The organism is Streptomyces malaysiense (assembly GCF_000980885.2).
Classification (GTDB): Bacteria; Actinomycetota; Actinomycetes; order Streptomycetales; family Streptomycetaceae; genus Streptomyces; species Streptomyces malaysiense.
Genome location: NZ_LBDA02000034.1, coordinates 114,734 through 132,672 on the forward strand (window position 1 = coordinate 114,734; position 17,939 = coordinate 132,672).

General features: G+C 71.2%; 17 protein-coding genes. 9 read left to right on the forward strand and 8 right to left on the reverse strand.

Annotated elements, in window-relative coordinates; translation table 11 throughout:
• Positions 1-3: 3 nt before the first annotated feature.
• From VT52_RS15825 to VT52_RS15840, 4 genes are read right to left on the reverse strand one after another with little or no spacing between them, the layout of a single operon-like run.
• Complete coding sequence (locus VT52_RS15825) at positions 4-321, reverse strand: non-heme iron oxygenase ferredoxin subunit (RefSeq protein ID WP_046417106.1); 318 nt, start codon at positions 319-321, stop codon at positions 4-6.
• Entirely contained in the window at positions 318-1,538 is a 1,221-nt protein-coding gene (gene sufD, locus VT52_RS15830; protein WP_079175068.1) for a Fe-S cluster assembly protein SufD, read from the reverse strand. The genes VT52_RS15825 and sufD overlap by 4 nt, the downstream gene beginning before the upstream one ends.
• A gap of 59 nt (positions 1,539-1,597) precedes the next feature.
• A complete protein-coding gene (gene sufB / locus VT52_RS15835) occupies positions 1,598-3,019 on the reverse strand; it encodes a Fe-S cluster assembly protein SufB (RefSeq protein WP_046417109.1) in 1,422 nt (473 codons plus the stop codon).
• Positions 3,016-3,750, reverse strand: coding sequence for a helix-turn-helix transcriptional regulator (locus tag VT52_RS15840; RefSeq protein ID WP_046417110.1), 735 nt, complete (start codon positions 3,748-3,750; stop codon positions 3,016-3,018). The genes sufB and VT52_RS15840 overlap by 4 nt, the downstream gene beginning before the upstream one ends.
• A gap of 182 nt (positions 3,751-3,932) precedes the next feature.
• Between VT52_RS15840 and VT52_RS15845 the strand changes: the two genes are divergently transcribed.
• The 4 genes from VT52_RS15845 to VT52_RS15860 all read left to right on the forward strand — a co-directional run bounded on the left by VT52_RS15845 (position 3,933) and on the right by VT52_RS15860 (position 7,567).
• Positions 3,933-4,748, forward strand: coding sequence for an AAC(3) family N-acetyltransferase (locus VT52_RS15845; RefSeq protein WP_046417112.1), 816 nt, complete (start codon positions 3,933-3,935; stop codon positions 4,746-4,748).
• A gap of 31 nt (positions 4,749-4,779) precedes the next feature.
• Complete coding sequence (locus VT52_RS15850) at positions 4,780-5,703, forward strand: ABC transporter ATP-binding protein (protein ID WP_046417113.1); 924 nt, start codon at positions 4,780-4,782, stop codon at positions 5,701-5,703.
• Entirely contained in the window at positions 5,700-6,473 is a 774-nt protein-coding gene (locus VT52_RS15855) for an ABC transporter permease (protein ID WP_046417114.1), read from the forward strand. Before VT52_RS15850 ends, VT52_RS15855 begins: the two co-directional genes overlap by 4 nt.
• Positions 6,474-6,556: 83 nt before the next feature.
• Positions 6,557-7,567 (forward strand): COX15/CtaA family protein, encoded by a 1,011-nt coding sequence (locus VT52_RS15860; RefSeq protein ID WP_046417115.1) that lies wholly within the window; start codon positions 6,557-6,559, stop codon positions 7,565-7,567.
• Positions 7,568-7,589: 22 nt separating this feature from the next.
• On the opposite strand, the gene VT52_RS15865 is transcribed toward VT52_RS15860, so the two are convergent.
• From VT52_RS15865 to VT52_RS15875, 3 genes are all read right to left on the reverse strand, one after another.
• Positions 7,590-8,327 (reverse strand): nucleotidyltransferase domain-containing protein, encoded by a 738-nt coding sequence (locus tag VT52_RS15865; protein WP_046417116.1) that lies wholly within the window; start codon positions 8,325-8,327, stop codon positions 7,590-7,592.
• A 102-nt stretch (positions 8,328-8,429) separates the two neighbouring features.
• Positions 8,430-8,750, reverse strand: a complete 321-nt coding sequence (locus tag VT52_RS15870) for a hypothetical protein (protein WP_046417117.1) — start codon at positions 8,748-8,750, stop codon at positions 8,430-8,432.
• Positions 8,751-8,839: 89 nt separating this feature from the next.
• The gene (locus VT52_RS15875) at positions 8,840-9,811 is read right to left on the reverse strand and encodes a heme o synthase (protein ID WP_107481346.1); all 972 of its coding nucleotides are present in this window, start codon (positions 9,809-9,811) and stop codon (positions 8,840-8,842) included.
• A 424-nt stretch (positions 9,812-10,235) separates the two neighbouring features.
• On the opposite strand from VT52_RS15875, the gene tkt reads away from it, so the two are divergent.
• Genes tkt through pgl form a run of 5 tightly spaced genes read left to right on the forward strand, consistent with a single transcriptional unit; the run spans position 10,236 to position 16,942 of the window.
• Positions 10,236-12,323 (forward strand): transketolase, encoded by a 2,088-nt coding sequence (gene tkt / locus VT52_RS15880; protein ID WP_046417120.1) that lies wholly within the window; start codon positions 10,236-10,238, stop codon positions 12,321-12,323.
• A gap of 33 nt (positions 12,324-12,356) precedes the next feature.
• On the forward strand, positions 12,357-13,475 hold the full coding sequence (gene tal, locus VT52_RS15885) for a transaldolase (protein WP_046417122.1): 1,119 nt from the start codon (positions 12,357-12,359) through the stop codon (positions 13,473-13,475).
• Position 13,476: 1 nt separating this feature from the next.
• The gene (zwf, locus tag VT52_RS15890) at positions 13,477-15,015 is read left to right on the forward strand and encodes a glucose-6-phosphate dehydrogenase (RefSeq protein ID WP_046417123.1); all 1,539 of its coding nucleotides are present in this window, start codon (positions 13,477-13,479) and stop codon (positions 15,013-15,015) included.
• Complete coding sequence (gene opcA, locus VT52_RS15895) at positions 15,012-16,163, forward strand: glucose-6-phosphate dehydrogenase assembly protein OpcA (protein WP_046417124.1); 1,152 nt, start codon at positions 15,012-15,014, stop codon at positions 16,161-16,163. The genes zwf and opcA overlap by 4 nt, the downstream gene beginning before the upstream one ends.
• Complete coding sequence (gene pgl, locus VT52_RS15900) at positions 16,160-16,942, forward strand: 6-phosphogluconolactonase (RefSeq protein WP_046417126.1); 783 nt, start codon at positions 16,160-16,162, stop codon at positions 16,940-16,942. The genes opcA and pgl overlap by 4 nt, the downstream gene beginning before the upstream one ends.
• Before the next feature lie 68 nt (positions 16,943-17,010).
• Here pgl and VT52_RS15905 read toward each other — a convergent pair whose 3' ends face one another.
• Entirely contained in the window at positions 17,011-17,790 is a 780-nt protein-coding gene (locus VT52_RS15905; RefSeq protein WP_053055415.1) for a hypothetical protein, read from the reverse strand.
• Positions 17,791-17,939: the final 149 nt, after the last annotated feature.

A 17,939-nucleotide genomic window follows, 5' to 3' on the forward strand; every position in this document is an offset into this window, starting at 1 on the left:
GCCTCAGGACTCCTGGGTGAGGGAGACGAACACGTCGTCCCCTTCGATCTTTACGGGGTATACGGGTACGGGGCGTGTCGCGGGGAGGCCGGACGGCTTGCCGGTGCGCAGGTCGAACGCGGAGCCGTGCAGCCAGCACTCGATCTGGCAGTCCTCCACCTCGCCCTCGGAGAGCGAGACGTTCGCGTGCGAGCAGACGTCGTAGATGGCGAACACCTCCCCCTCGGTGCGGACGACCGAGACCGGCGTGCCGTCGAGTTCCACCCGCTTGGGGGTGTCCTCGTCCAGCTCGCTCAGCCCACAGGCGCGTACGAAACTCATGCGACCGAGGCCTCCAGCTCCTGCTCGATCCTTTCGAGCAGGCGCTCCTCGATGTCGGCGACGCCGATCTGCTGGACGAGTTCGGCGAAGAAGCCGCGGACCACCAGACGGCGGGCGTCCTGCTCGGGGATGCCGCGGGCCATCAGGTAGAACAGCTGCTCGTCGTCGAAGCGGCCGGTGGCGGAGGCGTGGCCGGCGCCCACGATCTCGCCGGTCTCGATCTCCAGGTTCGGCACCGAGTCGACGCGGGCGCCGTCGGTGAGCACCAGGTTGCGGTTCATCTCGTAGGTGTCGGTGCCCTCGGCCTTGGCCTCGATGAGCACGTCGCCGATCCAGACCGCGTGCGCGTCGTCGCCCTGGAGCGCGCCCTTGTAGACGACGTTCGACTTGCAGTGCGGGGTGTTGTGGGTGACCAGGAGACGGTGCTCCTGGTGCTGGCCCGCGTCGGTGAAGTACAGGCCGTACAGCTCGGCCTCGCCGCCGGGGCCCGCGTAGGAGACGCGCGGGTGCAGCCGTACGACGTCGCCGCCGAAGGTGACGACGACCGACTTGAAGGACGCGTCCCGGCCGACCAGCGCGTTGTGCTGGGCGGTGTGGACGGCCTTGTCGTCCCAGTCCTGGACGGAGACGACGGTCAGCTTGGCACCGTCGCCCAGCACGTAGTCGACGTTGGCCGCGAGCACCGCGTCGCCGGTGTGGTCGATGACGACCACGGCCTCGGCGAAGGCGCCCAGCTCGATCACCTGGTGCGCGAAGGCGGTGCCGCCCTCGCCGTGCACGGCGATGCGGACCGGCTCGGTGAGCACGGTCTCCTTGGGGACGGTCACGACCGAGGCCTGCTCGAAGGCGGAGAACGCCTGGGCGGCGATCCGGTCCACCGGGGTGCCCGCCCGGCCGAGGCGCGCGTCGTCGCGGCCCACGGTCTCGACGACGACGCCCTCGGGGGCCCGCACGTCGACCTTCACGCCGTCAGCGGTGGCGACGGCGGTGCCGTCGTGCAGCCCGCGCAGGCGCTCCAGCGGGGTGAACCGCCACTCCTCCTCGCGGCCGTGCGGGACCGGGAAGTCCGCGACGTCGAAGGACGGGGGCACGCTCATGCGCGTGGCGACGGTCGACTCCGCGGCCACCGCGATCTGGCCGGCGGTGGTGGAGCCCACCGGTGGGGGTCCCCCCGCTCGGACGGAGTTGGGAGTGGGGGCGTTCTGAGCCTCAGCCATGGCTGTCGGTCTGCTCGCTTTCTTACGTGAGTGGCTTGACGGTCAGGTCGGTACGGCGGTCAGCCGACCGCGCCTTCCATCTGCAGCTCGATCAGCCGGTTGAGTTCGAGCGCGTACTCCATGGGCAGTTCCTTGGCGATCGGCTCGACGAAGCCGCGCACGATCATCGCCATCGCCTCGAACTCGGTCAGACCGCGGCTCATCAGGTAGAAGAGCTGGTCCTCGGAGACCTTGGAGACGGTCGCCTCGTGGCCCATGGACACGTCGTCCTCGCGGACGTCGACGTACGGGTACGTGTCGGAGCGGGAGATGGTGTCGACGAGCAGCGCGTCGCAGAGCACGTTCGACTTGGAGCCGTGGGCGCCCTCACCGATCTCGACCAGACCGCGGTAGGAGGTGCGGCCGCCGCCGCGCGCCACGGACTTCGACACGATGTTGGACGAGGTGTTCGGCGCCATGTGGACCATCTTGGAGCCGGCGTCCTGGTGCTGGCCCTCGCCCGCGAAGGCGATGGACAGGGTCTCGCCCTTGGCGTGCTCGCCCATCAGGTAGACGGCCGGGTACTTCATCGTCACCTTGGAGCCGATGTTGCCGTCGATCCACTCCATGGTCGCGCCCTCGTACGCCACGGCGCGCTTGGTGACCAGGTTGTAGACGTTGTTCGACCAGTTCTGGATGGTCGTGTAGCGGCAGCGGGCGTTCTTCTTGACGATGATCTCGACCACGGCGCTGTGCAGCGAGTCCGACTTGTAGATCGGCGCGGTGCAGCCCTCGACGTAGTGCACGTAGGCGCCCTCGTCGACGATGATCAGGGTCCGCTCGAACTGGCCCATGTTCTCCGTGTTGATACGGAAGTAGGCCTGGAGCGGGATCTCCACGTGCACGCCCTTCGGCACGTAGATGAAGGAGCCACCGGACCACACGGCCGTGTTCAGCGCGGCGAACTTGTTGTCGCCGGCCGGGATGACCGTGCCGAAGTACTCCTTGAAGAGCTCCGGGTGCTCCTTGAGGGCGGTGTCGGTGTCGAGGAAGATGACGCCCTGCTCCTCCAGGTCCTCGCGGATCTGGTGGTAGACGACCTCCGACTCGTACTGGGCGGCCACGCCCGCGACCAGGCGCTGCTTCTCGGCCTCGGGGATGCCCAGCTTGTCGTAGGTGTTCTTGATGTCCTCGGGCAGGTCCTCCCAGGACTCCGCCTGCTTCTCCGTGGAGCGCACGAAGTACTTGATGTTGTCGAAGTCGATGCCCGAGAGGTCGGAGCCCCAGTTCGGCATGGGCTTCTTCTCGAAGAGCTTGAGGCCCTTGAGGCGCAGCTTGGTCATCCACTCCGGCTCCGACTTCTTGCCGGAGATGTCGCGGACGACGTCGTCGTTCAGACCGCGCCGGGCGGAGGCACCGGCCACGTCGGAGTCGGCCCAGCCGTATTCGTACTTGCCCAGGCCCTCCAGCTCAGGGTGGGCAGTCTCCGTGGGGAGAGTCATGCGGGGTTCCTCCCGGCCGTGCTTGCAGGTGCGTCAGTGGAAATCTTGGGAATGAACGTCGTGCAGACGCCGTCGCCGTGCGCGATGGTCGCCAGTCGCTGGACGTGGGTACCCAGCAGCTCGGCGAAGATCTCCGTCTCCGCCTCGCACAGCTGCGGGTACTGCTCCGCGACATGGGCGACCGGGCAGTGGTGCTGGCAGAGCTGCTCGCCGACCGGTGCGCTGCGCGCCGTAGCAGCGTACCCGTCCGCACTCAAGGCCTTGGCCAGCGCTTCCGCGCGCTTGTCGGGGCTCACGCTCTCGACCGCCCGGCGGTACGCCCTCGCCTGGGAGGCGATCCGGGCGCGGGCGAAGGCCGAGACCGCGCCGGGCCCGCCCTCGTGCTCGGCGATCCAGCGCAGCGCGTCCGCGGCCAGCTTGTCGTACGACTGGTCGAAGGCGTCGCGGCCGCAGTCGGTGAGCGCGAAGACCTTGGCGGGGCGGCCGCGCGTGCGCGTGCCGTACACCCGCTGTTCGCGGGCCTCCACGACGTCGTCCGCGGCCAGCGCGTCCAGATGGCGCCGGACGGCCGCCTGGGTCAGTCCCAGCCGGCCCGCGAGTTCGGCGACGGTCGAGGGCCCGTGGTCCAGGATGGACCGCACGACGCGGTGGCGCGTGGAGCGCTCACCGGTCGCCAGCTCCTCCTGCGGGGCCCCCGTGAGGGCCTCCCGAGCCTCGTCGACGTTTTTCACAACGCCATTGTTGCGTAATTCCTTCGGGCCTGACAAGCGCCGTCGGGATCACCGACGGTGCCCTGCATCACTTAGGTCTACCTAATCTGACCTGCGGAAACGATCTCTGATCGATCATCCGGAGCCCGGCCGGCGCGGAAACCCGTGGCGCTCCGGACGCCCGTCCGGAAGACTCTCCGGCCATGTCCACACCCCCTCCGACCGGGCCTCTTGCCACCCGGGACGGCATCGCCGCCGGGCTGCGGCTGCTCGGCGTCGAGAGCGGCGAGACGCTTCTCGTACATTCGTCCCTCAGTTCCCTCGGGTGGGTGAACGGCGGAGCCGTGGCGGTCGTCCAGGCGCTCCTCGACGCCCTCGGTCCCCGCGGCACCCTCGTCGTCCCGGCCCAGTCCTCCGACCTCTCCGACCCGGCCGACTGGGAGAACCCGCCGGTGCCCGAGGAGTGGTGGGACCGGATCCGGGCGACCATGCCTGCGTACGACCCCCGCGTCACCCCCACCCGCGGCGTCGGGGTGATCCCGGAGGCGGTGCGCACCTGGCCGGGCGCCCTGCGCAGCGCGCACCCGCAGACCTCCTTCGCCGCCGTCGGTCCCCGCGCCCGGGAGATCACCGACGGCCACGCCCCCGACTGCCGGCTCGGCGAGCGAAGCCCGCTGGCCCGCCTGGAGGCGCTGGGCGCCCGGGTCCTGCTGCTCGGCACGGGCTACGGCGCCTGCACCGCCTTCCACCTGGCCGAGTACCGCGTGCCGGCCCCGCCCGTCCGGGTCGGCCGGCCCGCGCCCGGCGGCGGCTGGGAGACGGTGACCGAGATGCCGATCAGCTCCGAGGCGTTCGAGGAACTGGGCCGCGACTTCGAGCGGGAGCGTCCCGTCGTACGGGGGCGGGTGGCCGCGGCGGACACCCGGTTGTTCCCGGTGGCGGACGCCGTCGCCCACGCCGAGGAGTGGCTCCGGGCGCGCAGGACCCCCACGAGCGGGTTCCCGCACCCCCGCGACTGATCGGCGCGCGCTCTCCCTAGACTCGGGTCCCATGCGAAGTGAGCCAGTCGTCCAGGTCCAGGCCCTGGTGAAGCGCTACGGCACGAAGACCGCGGTGGACGGCCTCGACCTGGAGGCCGGGGCGGGTGTGACCGCCGTCCTCGGACCCAACGGCGCCGGCAAGACGACGACGGTCGAGACCTGCGAGGGGTACCGGAAGCCGGATTCCGGCACGGTGCGCGTCCTGGGCCTCGACCCCGTGCGGCAGTCGGCCGAGCTGCGGCCGCGGATCGGTGTGATGCTCCAGTCCGGCGGCGTGTACTCCGGCGCCCGCGCGGACGAGATGCTCCGCCATGTCGCCCGGCTGCACGCCCACCCGCTGGACGTGGACGCCCTGATCGAACGGCTCGGCCTCGGCAGCTGCGGCCGCACCTCCTACCGCCGGCTCTCCGGCGGCCAGCAGCAGCGCCTCGCGCTCGCCATGGCCGTCGTCGGCCGCCCGGAACTGGTCTTCCTGGACGAGCCGACCGCCGGCCTCGACCCGCAGGCCCGCCGGGCCACCTGGGACCTGGTGCGGGACCTGCGCGCCGACGGCGTCTCGGTGATCCTCACCACGCACCACATGGACGAGGCCGAGGAACTCGCCGACGACGTCGCGATCATCGACGGCGGCAAGGTCATCGCCCACGGCTCCCCGGAGGAGCTGTGCAAGGGCGGCGCCGAGAACACCCTGCGCTTCTCCGGCCGCCCCGGACTCGACGTCGGCTCCCTGCTCAACGCGCTCCCGGACGGCTGCACGGCCGCCGAGCTGACCCCGGGCGCCTACCGCGTCGTCGGCAAGGTCGATCCGCAGCTGCTGGCCACCGTGACCTCCTGGTGCGCCCAGCACGGGGTGATGCCGGACCGCATCTCGGTCGAACGGCACACCCTGGAAGACGTCTTCCTCGAACTCACCGGCAAGGAGCTGCGCTCATGACGACCGCGTCGGGTACGTACGCGCCCAGGCCGGGGGCCGCGCCCCTGCCCCGCATGATCGCGGCGCAGGCCGCCCTGGAGACGAGGATGCTGCTGCGCAACGGCGAGCAGCTGCTGCTGACCGTCGTCATCCCGACCCTGCTCCTGGTGCTGTTCAGCTCCGTGGACATCGTGGACACCGGCAAGGGCAAGGCCGTCGACTTCCTTGCGCCGGGCGTCCTCGCCCTCGCCGTGATGTCGACCGCGTTCACCGGACAGGCCATCGCCACCGGCTTCGAGCGCCGCTACGGCGTGCTCAAGCGGCTCGCCGCCTCGCCACTGCCGCGCTGGGGCCTGATGACCGCGAAGACGGTGTCCGTGCTGGTCACCGAGGTGTTCCAGGTGGTCCTGCTGACGGTGATCGCCCTCGCGCTCGGCTGGTCCCCGCACGGCGGCCCGGTCGCCGTGCTCCTGCTGCTGGTCCTCGGCACCGCCGCCTTCTCCGGGCTCGGTCTGCTGATGGCCGGCACCCTGAAGGCGGAGGCGACGCTGGCCGCGGCCAACCTGGTGTTCCTGCTGCTGCTCGTCGGCGGCGGGGTCGTCGTGCCGCTGGACAGGTTCGGCCCGGCCGGACAGCACGTCCTCGGTCTGCTGCCCATCTCCGCCCTCTCCGACGGCCTGCGCGCCGTGCTCCAGCACGGCGCCGGGACGCCCTGGGGCGACCTCGGGATCCTCGCGGTGTGGGCGGTCGTGGGGCTCGCGGCGGCGGGAAGGTTCTTCCGCTGGGAGTGAGCGGGCCGGACGGCCGGGAAGTGAGCGGAGACACGGCACCGGTACCGGACCCTCGTGAAAGCGTGCACAAGCGGCGCCCTACGATGGGGGGCGTGCCAAAGCTGAACCGCGCCGACGCCGTAGCGGCCCCGCGTAATCCGCTCGCCCTCATCGCCGACCGCTGGACCCCGAAGCCGGGGACCGTGCGGCGGGCGGCCCTGGCCGCGCTCGTGATGTCGGTGGTCATCGTCGTCACCGGCGGTGCCGTGCGGCTGACCAGCTCGGGGCTCGGCTGCCCGACCTGGCCCGAGTGCACCGCGGGCTCCCTGACACCGACCCAGGCGCTGAGCTACCACAGCGCCATCGAGTTCGGCAATCGCATGCTCACCTACGTGCTGTGCGCGGCGGTGGGCTGGGCGATCGTCGCCGCCCGCTGCGAGAAGCCGTACCGGCGCGCGCTGACCCGGCTCGGCTGGGCGCAGTTCTGGCTGGTGATGGGCAACGCGGTACTCGGCGGCATCGTGGTGCTGGTCGGCCTCAACCCGTACACCGTCGCCGCGCACTTCCTGCTGGCGACCGCGCTGATCGCGGTCGCCACGGTGATGTGGCAGCGCACCCGCGAGGGAGACGGGGCGCCCCGGCCGCTGGTCGGCAAGGCCGTGGTGCAGCTGGTGTGGTTCCTGGTCGTCGCGGCGGTGCTGCTCGTCGCGGTCGGCACCGTGGTCACCGGCGCGGGCCCGCACGCCGGTGACTCCAGCGACGTGAAGCGGATCCCGATCGACTGGGAGACCGTGGCCAAGCTGCACGCGGTGCTCGCGTGGATCGTGGTGACGCTGACGTTCGCCCTGTGGTTCGTCCTCAAGGCCGTCGACGCCCCGCGTGGCCCGCTGGCCCGCACCCGGGAGCTGTTCCTGATCCTGCTCAGCCAGGGCGTCATCGGCTACGCGCAGTACTTCACGCACCTGCCCGGCCTGCTGGTCGGCCTCCACATGCTCGGCTCCTGCCTGGTCTGGATCGGCGTCCTGCGGATCCTGCTGGCCCTGCGCGAGCGCCCGGAGACGGAGCTGGAGGTACCCGAGCCCGCGACCGGGTCCACGGTTCCCACGAACGCCTGACGCACCCGTACGGGCGCCTCGCTCACCCGTACGTGGTGACCAGCGCGTCGATCGCCGGGCCCAGGTAGCCCCGGGTCAGCGCGGCGCGCCGGGTGAGCCAGGCGCCGTCGCCCGGGGCGGGGTCCTCGTACCGCCTGCGGGCGATGTCCTCGACGACCTCGGTGGGCGCGCCGAGGTCCGGCAGTCCTGCCAGGGCCTCCCGCTTGGAGATCAGCCGTCCCTCGCGCAGGGTCACACCCGCCCGTGCGAAGGTCAGCAGCCCGAGGTCGACCCAGACGTCCCGCCGCCACAGCCGGGCCCTGTCCACGGCGGGCCGCCAGAAGTCCCGCTGGTCCGCCACGACGAACGCGCGCAGGTCCCGGTCCGGGACCTTCGGTACGAGGCTCGCGGGTGTCTCCCCGTGCAGCACCCGGCCGAAGGCGTGCAGCTCGCGCCGGGTGACGGGGGTGACCGGACGGCGCAGCACATGGCCGTGCGCCCAGGTGAGATGCGCCCGGCCGGGAACGTCCAGGGTGGCCGGGGCGAGATAGCTGCAGTGCAGCCGCGCGGCGAGCGGTTCCCGGCGCAGCCGCCGGTGCAGGGCCACGATCTGCGGTACGGCCCGCAGGTCCGGCGGGGCCGCGAGCACCACGATCAGATCGAGATCGCTGCGGCCCTCCTGGTAGTCACCCCCGGCGAGCGAGCCGTGCGCCCAGACGGCGCGGGGGCGCAACGGCGTGAGGGCGTCGAGAAAGAGTCCGAGCAGGGCTTCCGTCCGCATGCCGCCCAGTGTGGCGCCCCTCCCGGGTACGGGGGGCGGTATTCGGGCACCCGGCTCGTCGCGCGGGCACGCACACCCGGACGCGCCCGCGGCCGGGGCCGGTCAGCCCCCGAGCTGGATCCCCGCCATCCGCTTCCACTCGTACGGCCCGGTCTTCACCTTGGCCGCGAACTCCCCGTCGAACGCCTCGTGCACGGTGATCCCGGCCTTCGCCACCGCCTGCTCGGCGATCGCGTAGGTAGGAGCCACCACGTCGCCCCAGCCGCCGTCCTCGCCGACGAGCACGATCCGCGCCCCGCGCTCCCCGATGTACGCGACCTGCCCCTCCGCGCCACCGTGGGCCTTGGAGAAGGCGCTGATCCTCTGGGCGAGCCGGGCCACCGTGCGCTCGGCCTTCGCGTCAACCTGCTGCGTGTCTGCCATGCCTGGATGCTACCGACGGGTAGATCAAACGGCGACGGGAGGGGTGCGTGGCCTTGACCACGCGCCCCTCCCGCCGGGGAGAAGGTGCGTCAGCGCAGGAACGGGTCCACCGCGACGGCGACGAAGAGGATCGACACGTACGTGATCGACCAGTGGAACAGCCGCATCTCCTTGAGCTTCGCGCCGGTGACCTCGGCCTTCGCCCGGTTCTGGAGGCCGTGCGCCTCCCACAGCCAGAAGCCGCCGGCCGCGAGGGCCACGACCGTGTAGAACCAGCCCGTGTACCCCAGCGGGGTGAGCAGCAACGAGACGGCGACCATCACCCAGCTGTAGATGACGATCTGCCGGGCCACGACCTTGTTGGAGGCGATCACCGGGAGCATCGGCACACCGGCACGCGCGTAGTCGTCCTTGACCTTCATGGACAGCGGCCAGTAGTGCGGCGGCGTCCAGAAGAACATCACGAGGAAGAGGATGACAGGCGCCCAGGACATCGAGTCCGTGACCGCGGACCAGCCGATCAGCACCGGCAGGCAGCCCGCGATGCCGCCCCACACGATGTTCTGCGCGGTGCGGCGCTTGAGGATCATCGTGTAGACGACGACGTAGAAGAGCAGCGCGCCGAGCGACAGCCAGGCGCTGAGCCAGTTGACGGTCAGCCCGAACAGCAGCGTGGAGACGACCCCGAGGGCGAGGCCGAAGGCCAGGCACTCGCGCGGGCTGACCATGCCGGTCACCAGCGGGCGCTGCGAGGTGCGGTCCATGACGGCGTCGATGTCGCGGTCGATGTACATGTTCAGCGCGTTGGCCCCGCCCGCGGACAGGTAGCCGCCGAGGCAGGTGAGCAGCACCAGCCGCAGGTCGGGCACGCCCTGCTGCGCCAGGAACATCACCGGCACGGTGGTGATGAGGAGCAGCTCGATGATCCGCGGCTTGGTCAGCGCCACGAATGCCTTGACACGGGCCCCGAACGGCCGGTGGACCGGGCTCGGGCTCGTGCCACCGAGCGCCGCAGCTGGACGGGATTCGACGGCCGTCACGCACACCCCTGACAGAGACATCCCAGCGAGCCTCCCCCGGATGAGGTCTTCATGAAGGGCTCGCGCGTACCACGCCACTTTAGACGTTGCCCATACCCCGGCCTTCGCGGGGGTGGGGTCGTGTTGGCGGTCACCCGGACGGGGCCCTGTGAGCGGCTGTGCGGACCACCCGGGACACCGCTTTTCCGGAGATCGCAAAAGAGGGCCCCCACCACTCTTTTGAGCGGTCAGATGAGCGCCTTCTTATTCATGTGCCAAATGCCGTCTCGGCCAGTCGGGAGGCGGATCCCGTCGATGCCCGGCAGTCTGGAATCACCCGCGAAAACGCACGTCCTTGCGAGGGTAGGCTCGACAACGGCCGGCGGGCAGAAGTCACGCCGGCGGCCGGGTGGGCGCATGCCCCGAAGACCGGCGACCGACATGTGGAGAGGAGCCCTGACCCAGGGTGAGCACCAAGCCGACCACCACAGACCTTGAGTGGACCGACCTGGACCAGCGGGCCGTGGACACCGCCCGAGTCCTGGCCGCCGACGCCGTACAGAAGGTCGGCAACGGCCATCCCGGTACGGCGATGAGCCTGGCCCCCGCCGCCTACACCCTCTTCCAGAAGGTGATGCGGCACGACCCGGCCGACCCGGAGTGGGTGGGGCGCGACCGCTTCGTGCTGTCCGCCGGCCACTCCTCCCTGACCCTCTACACCCAGCTCTACCTGGCCGGCTTCGGCCTGGAGCTGACGGACCTGGAGTCCTTCCGCACCTGGGGCTCCAAGACCCCGGGCCACCCGGAGTACGGGCACACCAAGGGCGTCGAGACCACCACGGGCCCGCTGGGCCAGGGTGTGGCCAACGCGGTGGGCATGGCGATGGCCGCCCGCTACGAGCGCGGCCTGTTCGACCCGGAGGCCGCCCAGGGCGAGTCGCCGTTCGACCACTTCATCTACTGCATCGCCGGTGACGGCTGCCTCCAGGAGGGCATCTCCGCCGAGGCGTCCTCGCTGGCCGGCCACCAGAAGCTCGGCAACCTGATCCTGCTGTGGGACGACAACCACATCTCGATCGAGGGCGACACCGAGACGGCAGTCTCCGAGGACACCGCCAAGCGCTACGAGGCGTACGGCTGGCACGTGCAGCGCGTGGAGCCGAAGGCGGACGGCGACCTGGACCCGGCGGCGATCTTCGCCGCGATCCAGGCGGCCAAGCAGGTCACCGACCGGCCCTCCTTCATCGCGATGCGCTCGATCATCGCCTGGCCGGCCCCGAACGCCCAGAACACCGAGGCCGCGCACGGCTCGGCGCTCGGCGCGGACGAGGTCGCGGCCACCAAGCGCGTCCTCGGCTTCGACCCCGAGCAGTCCTTCGCCGTCGAGGACGACGTGATCACGCACACCCGCAAGGCCCTGGAGCGCGGCGCCCGCGCGAAGGCCGAGTGGGAGAAGTCGCTCCAGGTGTGGCGGGACGACAACCCCGAGCGCGCCGCCGAGTTCGACCGCATCGCGACGGGCGAGCTGCCCACCGGCTGGGAGGAGAAGATCCCGGTCTTCGAGCCCGGCAAGTCGGTCGCCACGCGTGCCGCCTCCGGCAAGGTGCTCCAGGCGCTCGGCCCGGTGATCCCCGAGCTGTGGGGCGGTTCCGCCGACCTCGCCGGCTCGAACAACACCACGATCGACAAGGCCAGCTCCTTCCTGCCCGAGGGCAACCCGCTGCCGGAGGCCGACCCGTACGGCCGTACCATCCACTTCGGCATCCGCGAGCACTCCATGGGCGCCGAGCTGAACGGCATCACGCTGCACGGCAACACCCGTGTCTACGGCGGCACCTTCCTCGTCTTCTCCGACTACATGCGCAACGCCGTGCGCCTGTCGGCCCTGATGCACCTGCCGGTGACGTACGTGTGGACGCACGACTCCATCGGCCTGGGCGAGGACGGCCCCACCCACCAGCCGGTCGAGCACCTGGCCTCGCTGCGCGCCATCCCGGGCCTGAACATCGTGCGCCCCGCCGACGCCAACGAGACCGCGATCGCCTGGCGCGAGGTCCTCAGGCGCTACACCAAGGAGTACGGCAAGGGCCAGCCGCACGGCTTCGCGCTCACCCGCCAGGGCGTGCCGACGTACGAGCCCGACGACAACGCCGCGAAGGGCGGTTACGTCCTGTTCGAGGCCGAGGGCGGTGAGCCCGAGGTCATCCTGATCGCCACCGGTTCCGAGGTGCACGTGGCCGTGGAGGCACGTGAGCGGCTCCAGGCCGACGGCGTTCCGACGCGGGTCGTGTCCATGCCCTCGGTCGAGTGGTTCGAGCAGCAGGACCAGGGGTACCGGGACTCCGTGCTGCCGCCGTCCGTGAAGGCCCGTGTCGCCGTGGAGGCGGGCATCGGGCTGACGTGGCACAAGTACGTCGGGGACGCCGGCCGCATCGTCTCCCTGGAGCACTTCGGTGCTTCCGCCGACGGCAAGGTGCTCTTCGAGGAGTTCGGCTTCACCGCGGAGAACGTGGCCGCGAAGGCCCGGGAATCCATCGCCGCCGCCCGGCGCTGACGCTCACATACGACACGTAGGAGATGTAATTCCATGACAGACGCACTCAAGCGCCTCTCCGACGAAGGCGTCGCGATCTGGCTGGACGACCTGTCGCGCAAGCGGATCACGTCCGGCAACCTCGCCGAGCTGATCGACCAGCAGCACGTCGTGGGCGTCACCACGAACCCGACGATCTTCCAGAAGGCGATCTCCCAGGGCGACGGCTACGACCTCCAGGTCTCGGACCTCGCCGCCCGCAAGGTCACCGTCGAAGAGGCCATCCGCATGATCACCACGGCGGACGTCCGCGACGCCGCCGACATCATGCGCCCGGTCTTCGACGCCACGGACGGTCAGGACGGCCGGGTCTCCATCGAGGTCGACCCCCGCCTCGCGCACAACACCAGGGCGACCATCGCCGAGGCCAAGCAGCTGGCCTGGCTGGTGGACCGCCCCAACACCCTGATCAAGATCCCGGCCACCAAGGGCGGTCTGCCGGCGATCACCGAGGTCATCGGCCTGGGCATCAGCGTCAACGTCACGCTGATCTTCTCCCTGGAGCGCTACCGCGCGGTCATGGACGCCTACCTCTCCGGTCTGGAGAAGGCCAAGGAGCGCGGCCTGGACCTGTCGAAGATCCACTCGGTGGCGTCCTTCTTCGTGTCCCGTGTGGACACCGAGATCGACCGCCGCATCGACGAGATGGGCACCGACGAGGCCAAGGCGCTGCGCGGCAAGGCCGGCGTCGCCAACGCGCGCCTCGCCTACCAGGCGTACGAGGAGGTCTTCTCCTCCGACCGCTGGAACGCGCTGGAGAACGCGGGCGCCAACAAGCAGCGTCCGCTGTGGGCCTCCACCGGCGTGAAGGACCCGGCGTACAAGGACACCATGTACGTCGAGGAGCTGGCCGCGCCGAACACGGTCAACACCATGCCGGAGGCCACCCTGGAGGCCACCGACGACCACGGCGAGATCCGCGGCGACGCGGTCACCGGCACCTACGCCGAGGCCCGCGCCGACCTGGACGCGCTGGAGAAGATCGGCATCTCGTACGACGAGGTCGTCCAGGTGCTGGAGGACGAGGGCGTCGAGAAGTTCGAGACGTCCTGGAACGACCTGCTGAAGTCCACCCAGGCGGAGCTCGAGCGCCTCGCCCCTTCGGAGGGCTGACTTGTCACCCGTTTCGGGATCCGGAGCGAACCCGCTCCGTGACCCGGCCGACCGACGGCTCCCGCGCATCGCGGGGCCGTCGGGTCTGGTCATCTTCGGGGTCACGGGCGACCTGTCGCGCAAGAAGCTGATGCCCGCGGTGTACGACCTCGCCAACCGGGGCCTGCTGCCGCCGGGCTTCTCGCTGGTGGGCTTCGCCCGCCGCGAGTGGGCCAACGAGGACTTCGCGCAGGAGGTCCACGACGCCGTCAAGGCACACGCCCGCACGCCGTTCCGCGAGGAGGTCTGGCAGCAGCTCATCCAGGGGATGCGCTTCGTCCAGGGCACCTTCGACGACGACGAGGCGTTCGAGCGGCTGCGCTCCACCATCGAGGAGCTGGACAAGGCACAGGGCACGGGCGGCAACTTCGCCTTCTACCTGTCGGTGCCGCCGCGCTCCTTCCCGGTGGTCATCCAGCAGCTGAAGAAGCACGGACTCGCCGACCAGTCCGGCGGTTCCTGGCGGCGCGCGGTCATCGAGAAGCCGTTCGGACACGATCTGAAGTCGGCCGAGGAACTGAACGCCATCGTGCACGAGGTGTTCGCCCCGGACCAGGTCTTCCGGATCGACCACTACCTCGGCAAGGAGACCGTCCAGAACATCCTGGCGCTGCGCTTCGCCAACACGATGTTCGAGCCGATCTGGAACCGGTCCTTCGTGGACCACGTGCAGATCACCATGGCCGAGGACATCGGCATCGGTGGCCGGGCCGGCTACTACGACGGCATCGGCGCCGCGCGTGACGTCATCCAGAACCACCTGCTCCAGCTGCTCGCGCTGACCGCGATGGAGGAGCCCGCCTCCTTCGACGCGCAGGCGCTGGCCGCGGAGAAGACCAAGGTGCTCGGCGCCGTGCGGCTGCCGAAGGACCTGGGCAAGGGCACCGTACGCGGGCAGTACGCGGCGGGCTGGCAGGGCGGCGAGAAGGTCATCGGCTACCTCGAAGAGGACGGCATCGACCCGAAGTCGAAGACCGACACGTACGCGGCGATCAAGGTGGGCATCGACAACCGCCGCTGGGCGGGCGTCCCGTTCTACCTGCGCACCGGCAAGCGGCTCGGCCGCCGGGTGACGGAGATCGCCGTCGTCTTCCAGCGGGCCCCGCACTCCCCCTTCGACCACACGGCGACGGAGGAGCTGGGCCAGAACGCGATCGTGATCCGCGTCCAGCCGGACGAGGGCATCACGGTCCGCTTCGGCTCCAAGGTGCCGGGCACCTCGATGGAGATCCGGGACGTGTCCATGGACTTCGCCTACGGCGAGTCGTTCACGGAGTCCAGCCCGGAGGCGTACGAGCGGCTCATCCTGGACGTCCTGCTCGGCGACGCCAACCTCTTCCCGCGCACGGAGGAGGTCGAGCTGTCCTGGAAGATCCTCGACCCGATCGAGCAGTACTGGGACCGGCACGGCAGGCCCGCGCAGTACCAGTCGGGCACCTGGGGCCCCGCCGAGGCGGACGAGATGCTCGCACGAGACGGACGGAGCTGGCGCAGGCCATGAAGATAGACCTGACCGGCACCACCGCCGGCGAGATCAACAAGGCGCTCGTGCGGGGACGCCGGGCCATCGGCACCCCCGCCGTCGGCATGGTCCTGACCCTCGTCATCGTCACCGACGAGGAGAACGCGTACGACGCCCTGAAGGCCGCCAACGACGCCTCGCGCGAGCACCCCTCGCGCACACTGGTGGTCATCAAACGGATCTCCCGCACCCCGCGCGACCGGACCACCTCGCGCCTCGACGCCGAGGTGCGGGTGGGCGCGGACGCGGGCACCGGCGAGACGGTCGTCCTGCGGCTGTACGGCGAGGTGTCCCAGCACGCCGACTCGGTCGTGCTGCCGCTGCTGCTGCCGGACGCCCCGGTGGTCGTGTGGTGGCCGGTGAACGCCCCGCTGGACCCCGCCAGGGACCCGCTGGGCGCGCTGGCCCAGCGCCGGGTCACCGACACCTACACCGCCGAGGAGCCGGTGCGCGATCTCGCGGCCCGCGCCGATGCCTACACCCCCGGTGACACCGACCTGTCCTGGACCCGGATCACGCCCTGGCGCTCGATGCTGGCGGCCGCCCTGGACCAGGCCAACTGCCGGGTGCGGGCGGTCGAGGTGGAGGGCGAGGCGTTCAACCCGAGCTGCGAGCTGCTGGCGATGTGGCTCGCGGACCGGCTGGACGTGCCGGTACGGCGCTCCTCGTCCCCGGGGCCCGGCCTGACCGGCGTCCGCATGGACACCACGTGCGGCCCGATCACCCTGGACCGCGCGGACGGTTCGCTGGCCACGCTGTCGATCGAGGGCCAGCCGGGCCGCGCGGTGGCGCTCAAGCGGCGCGACACCGCCGAGCTGATCGCGGAGGAGCTGCGCCGGCTGGACCCGGACGACACCTACGCGTCGGCGCTGCGGTACGGGGTGGACCGGCTGGACACGGTTCCGGAGCAGGAGTCCTCGGCTCCGGCGTCATCGGACGGAACGCCGGCCGGGACGTCAAACGGAACGCCGGCCGGGGCCTCGGACGGGGCGGAGCCGGCCTCGGCCGAGGGAACCCCGGCCACCGGGCCGGAGCCGGTCCGGAAGGCGGCCAAGGCGCCCGCGAAGAAGGCGACGTCGTCCAGGGCCGCGAAGAAGGCACCCTCCAGGAAGGCACCGGCGAAGTGAGCACCCCTCAGCTGGTCGTGCACCGCGACAAGGAACTGATGGCCCAGGCCGCCGCGGCCCGCCTGATCACGAAGATCGTGGACGCGCAGGCATCCCGGGGCACCGCGTCCGTGGTCCTCACGGGCGGCCGCAACGGCAACGGCCTGCTGGCCGCGCTGTCCGAGGCGCCGGCCCGGGACGCCGTGGACTGGACCCGTCTGGACCTGTGGTGGGGCGACGAGCGCTATCTGCCCGAGGGCGACCCGGAGCGCAATGTCACCCAGGCGCGCGCGGCCCTGCTGGACTCGGTCCCGCTGGACCCGGCGCGCGTCCACGCCATGCCCGCCTCCGACGGGCCGTACGGCACGGACGTCGAGGCGGCGGCCGAGGCGTACGCGGCGGAGCTGGCGAAGGCGGCCGGGCCGGAGAACCACGGCTCGGTGCCCACCTTCGACGTGCTGATGCTGGGCGTCGGCCCGGACACCCACGTGGCCTCGCTCTTCCCGGAGCTGCCGGCCGTACGGGAGACCGAGCGCACGGTGGTGGGTGTGCACGGCGCGCCCAAGCCGCCGCCGACCCGGATCTCGCTCACCCTGCCCGCGATCCGCTCGGCCCGTGAGGTCTGGCTGCTCGCGGCGGGCGAGGACAAGGCGGAGGCGGCTGCCATCGCCCTGTCCGGGGCGGGTGAGATCCAGGCCCCGGCCGCGGGTGCCCGCGGCCGCAGCCGCACCCTGTGGCTGCTGGACTCGGCGGCGGCCTCCCAGCTGCCGCGCTCGCTGTATCCGCCGGCGTCCCCCTGACGCCCGGCGAGGGGCAGGCGCGGGAGACGGCGGGGGCCGACGGTCCCCGCCGTCTCCCGTTCCGGGGCTCAGCGGCCGTAGGAGTACCGGTGGCCGTACGGTGCCCGGCCGGGGTGCAGGGACGGATGGTCCGCCAGCCGTATGCCGAACTGCCGCTTCAGGAACGCCAGTTCGTAGATCGCGATACCGGTGACCGTCACCGGGGCGCCGAGGATGAAGACGACCCCGAGGGTGAGCCCGAGGCCGTGCAGATCGCCGGTGAACAGGTCGGGCAGCGCCATCAGCCAGGTGGTGACGATGGCGAGCAGGGGCGGCAGCCCGCGGTGCACGGCCGCCGTGCCGAAGAAGTTCCCGGTGACCCGCAGGGCCCCGGCGCCGACGAACCAGACCAGCCACAGCGTCAGCAGGCCCAGCGGGAGGATCAGCAGACCCGCGCCCAGCCGGCCGCTGTTCTGGAGCAGGAACAGGGTCAGGGCGGCCGCGGCCACGAAGGTGAGCAGCAGCCCCAGGGCCCGCAGCAGCGGCGGGCGCAGGGAGCGCAGGCTGCCGCCGCGCCGCCAGACCCACAGCATCACCCCGACCGTCAGCGGGGCGACCACCAGCAGGACCACGCAGGCGACCAGCAGGTTCTCCAGCATCTCCGTGACGGCGAAGCCGCCCTCCACGAAGGTGTAGACACCGACGGCGGCGACCGTGCCCGCGGCCACCCGGATCCGCTTGAGCTGCTCGACGCCCGGATCGAGCGGTTCCGGTATCCAGGCGGGGTGGAACACCGCCCGGGCCGCGTGATGGGCCTTCAGGTAGTTGCGCTCGCCCTGGGCGCCCGGCGCCCGGTCCCCCCGTGTCACTGCACACTCCCCCGAGTAGCGTTGTTCATGATCATCGGGAGTGTACGGGACACCGTGCGGCGGATCCGCCCGGTGTCCCGCGCCTCCTGGCGTCGTCAGCCGCGGCCGCGCAGCTCCCGGTACGTGGCGACGAGGGCCTTGGTGGAGGG

Excerpts from the sequence above, each read along its gene's own strand:
- VT52_RS15855 (WP_046417114.1), top strand. The coding sequence starts at position 5,700 with ATGACGACCGCGTCGGGTACGTACGCGCCCAGGCCGGGGGCCGCGCCC.
- sufB (WP_046417109.1), bottom strand. The coding sequence starts at position 3,019 with ATGACTCTCCCCACGGAGACTGCCCACCCTGAGCTGGAGGGCCTGGGC.
- VT52_RS15845 (WP_046417112.1), top strand. The coding sequence starts at position 3,933 with ATGTCCACACCCCCTCCGACCGGGCCTCTTGCCACCCGGGACGGCATC.
- VT52_RS15870 (WP_046417117.1), bottom strand. The coding sequence starts at position 8,750 with ATGGCAGACACGCAGCAGGTTGACGCGAAGGCCGAGCGCACGGTGGCC.
- tal (WP_046417122.1), top strand. The coding sequence starts at position 12,357 with ATGACAGACGCACTCAAGCGCCTCTCCGACGAAGGCGTCGCGATCTGG.
- sufD (WP_079175068.1), bottom strand. The coding sequence starts at position 1,538 with ATGGCTGAGGCTCAGAACGCCCCCACTCCCAACTCCGTCCGAGCGGGG.
- VT52_RS15850 (WP_046417113.1), top strand. The coding sequence starts at position 4,780 with ATGCGAAGTGAGCCAGTCGTCCAGGTCCAGGCCCTGGTGAAGCGCTAC.
- VT52_RS15865 (WP_046417116.1), bottom strand. The coding sequence starts at position 8,327 with ATGCGGACGGAAGCCCTGCTCGGACTCTTTCTCGACGCCCTCACGCCG.
- VT52_RS15860 (WP_046417115.1), top strand. The coding sequence starts at position 6,557 with ATGGGGGGCGTGCCAAAGCTGAACCGCGCCGACGCCGTAGCGGCCCCG.
- VT52_RS15875 (WP_107481346.1), bottom strand. The coding sequence starts at position 9,811 with ATGTCTCTGTCAGGGGTGTGCGTGACGGCCGTCGAATCCCGTCCAGCT.
- opcA (WP_046417124.1), top strand. The coding sequence starts at position 15,012 with ATGAAGATAGACCTGACCGGCACCACCGCCGGCGAGATCAACAAGGCG.
- VT52_RS15825 (WP_046417106.1), bottom strand. The coding sequence starts at position 321 with ATGAGTTTCGTACGCGCCTGTGGGCTGAGCGAGCTGGACGAGGACACC.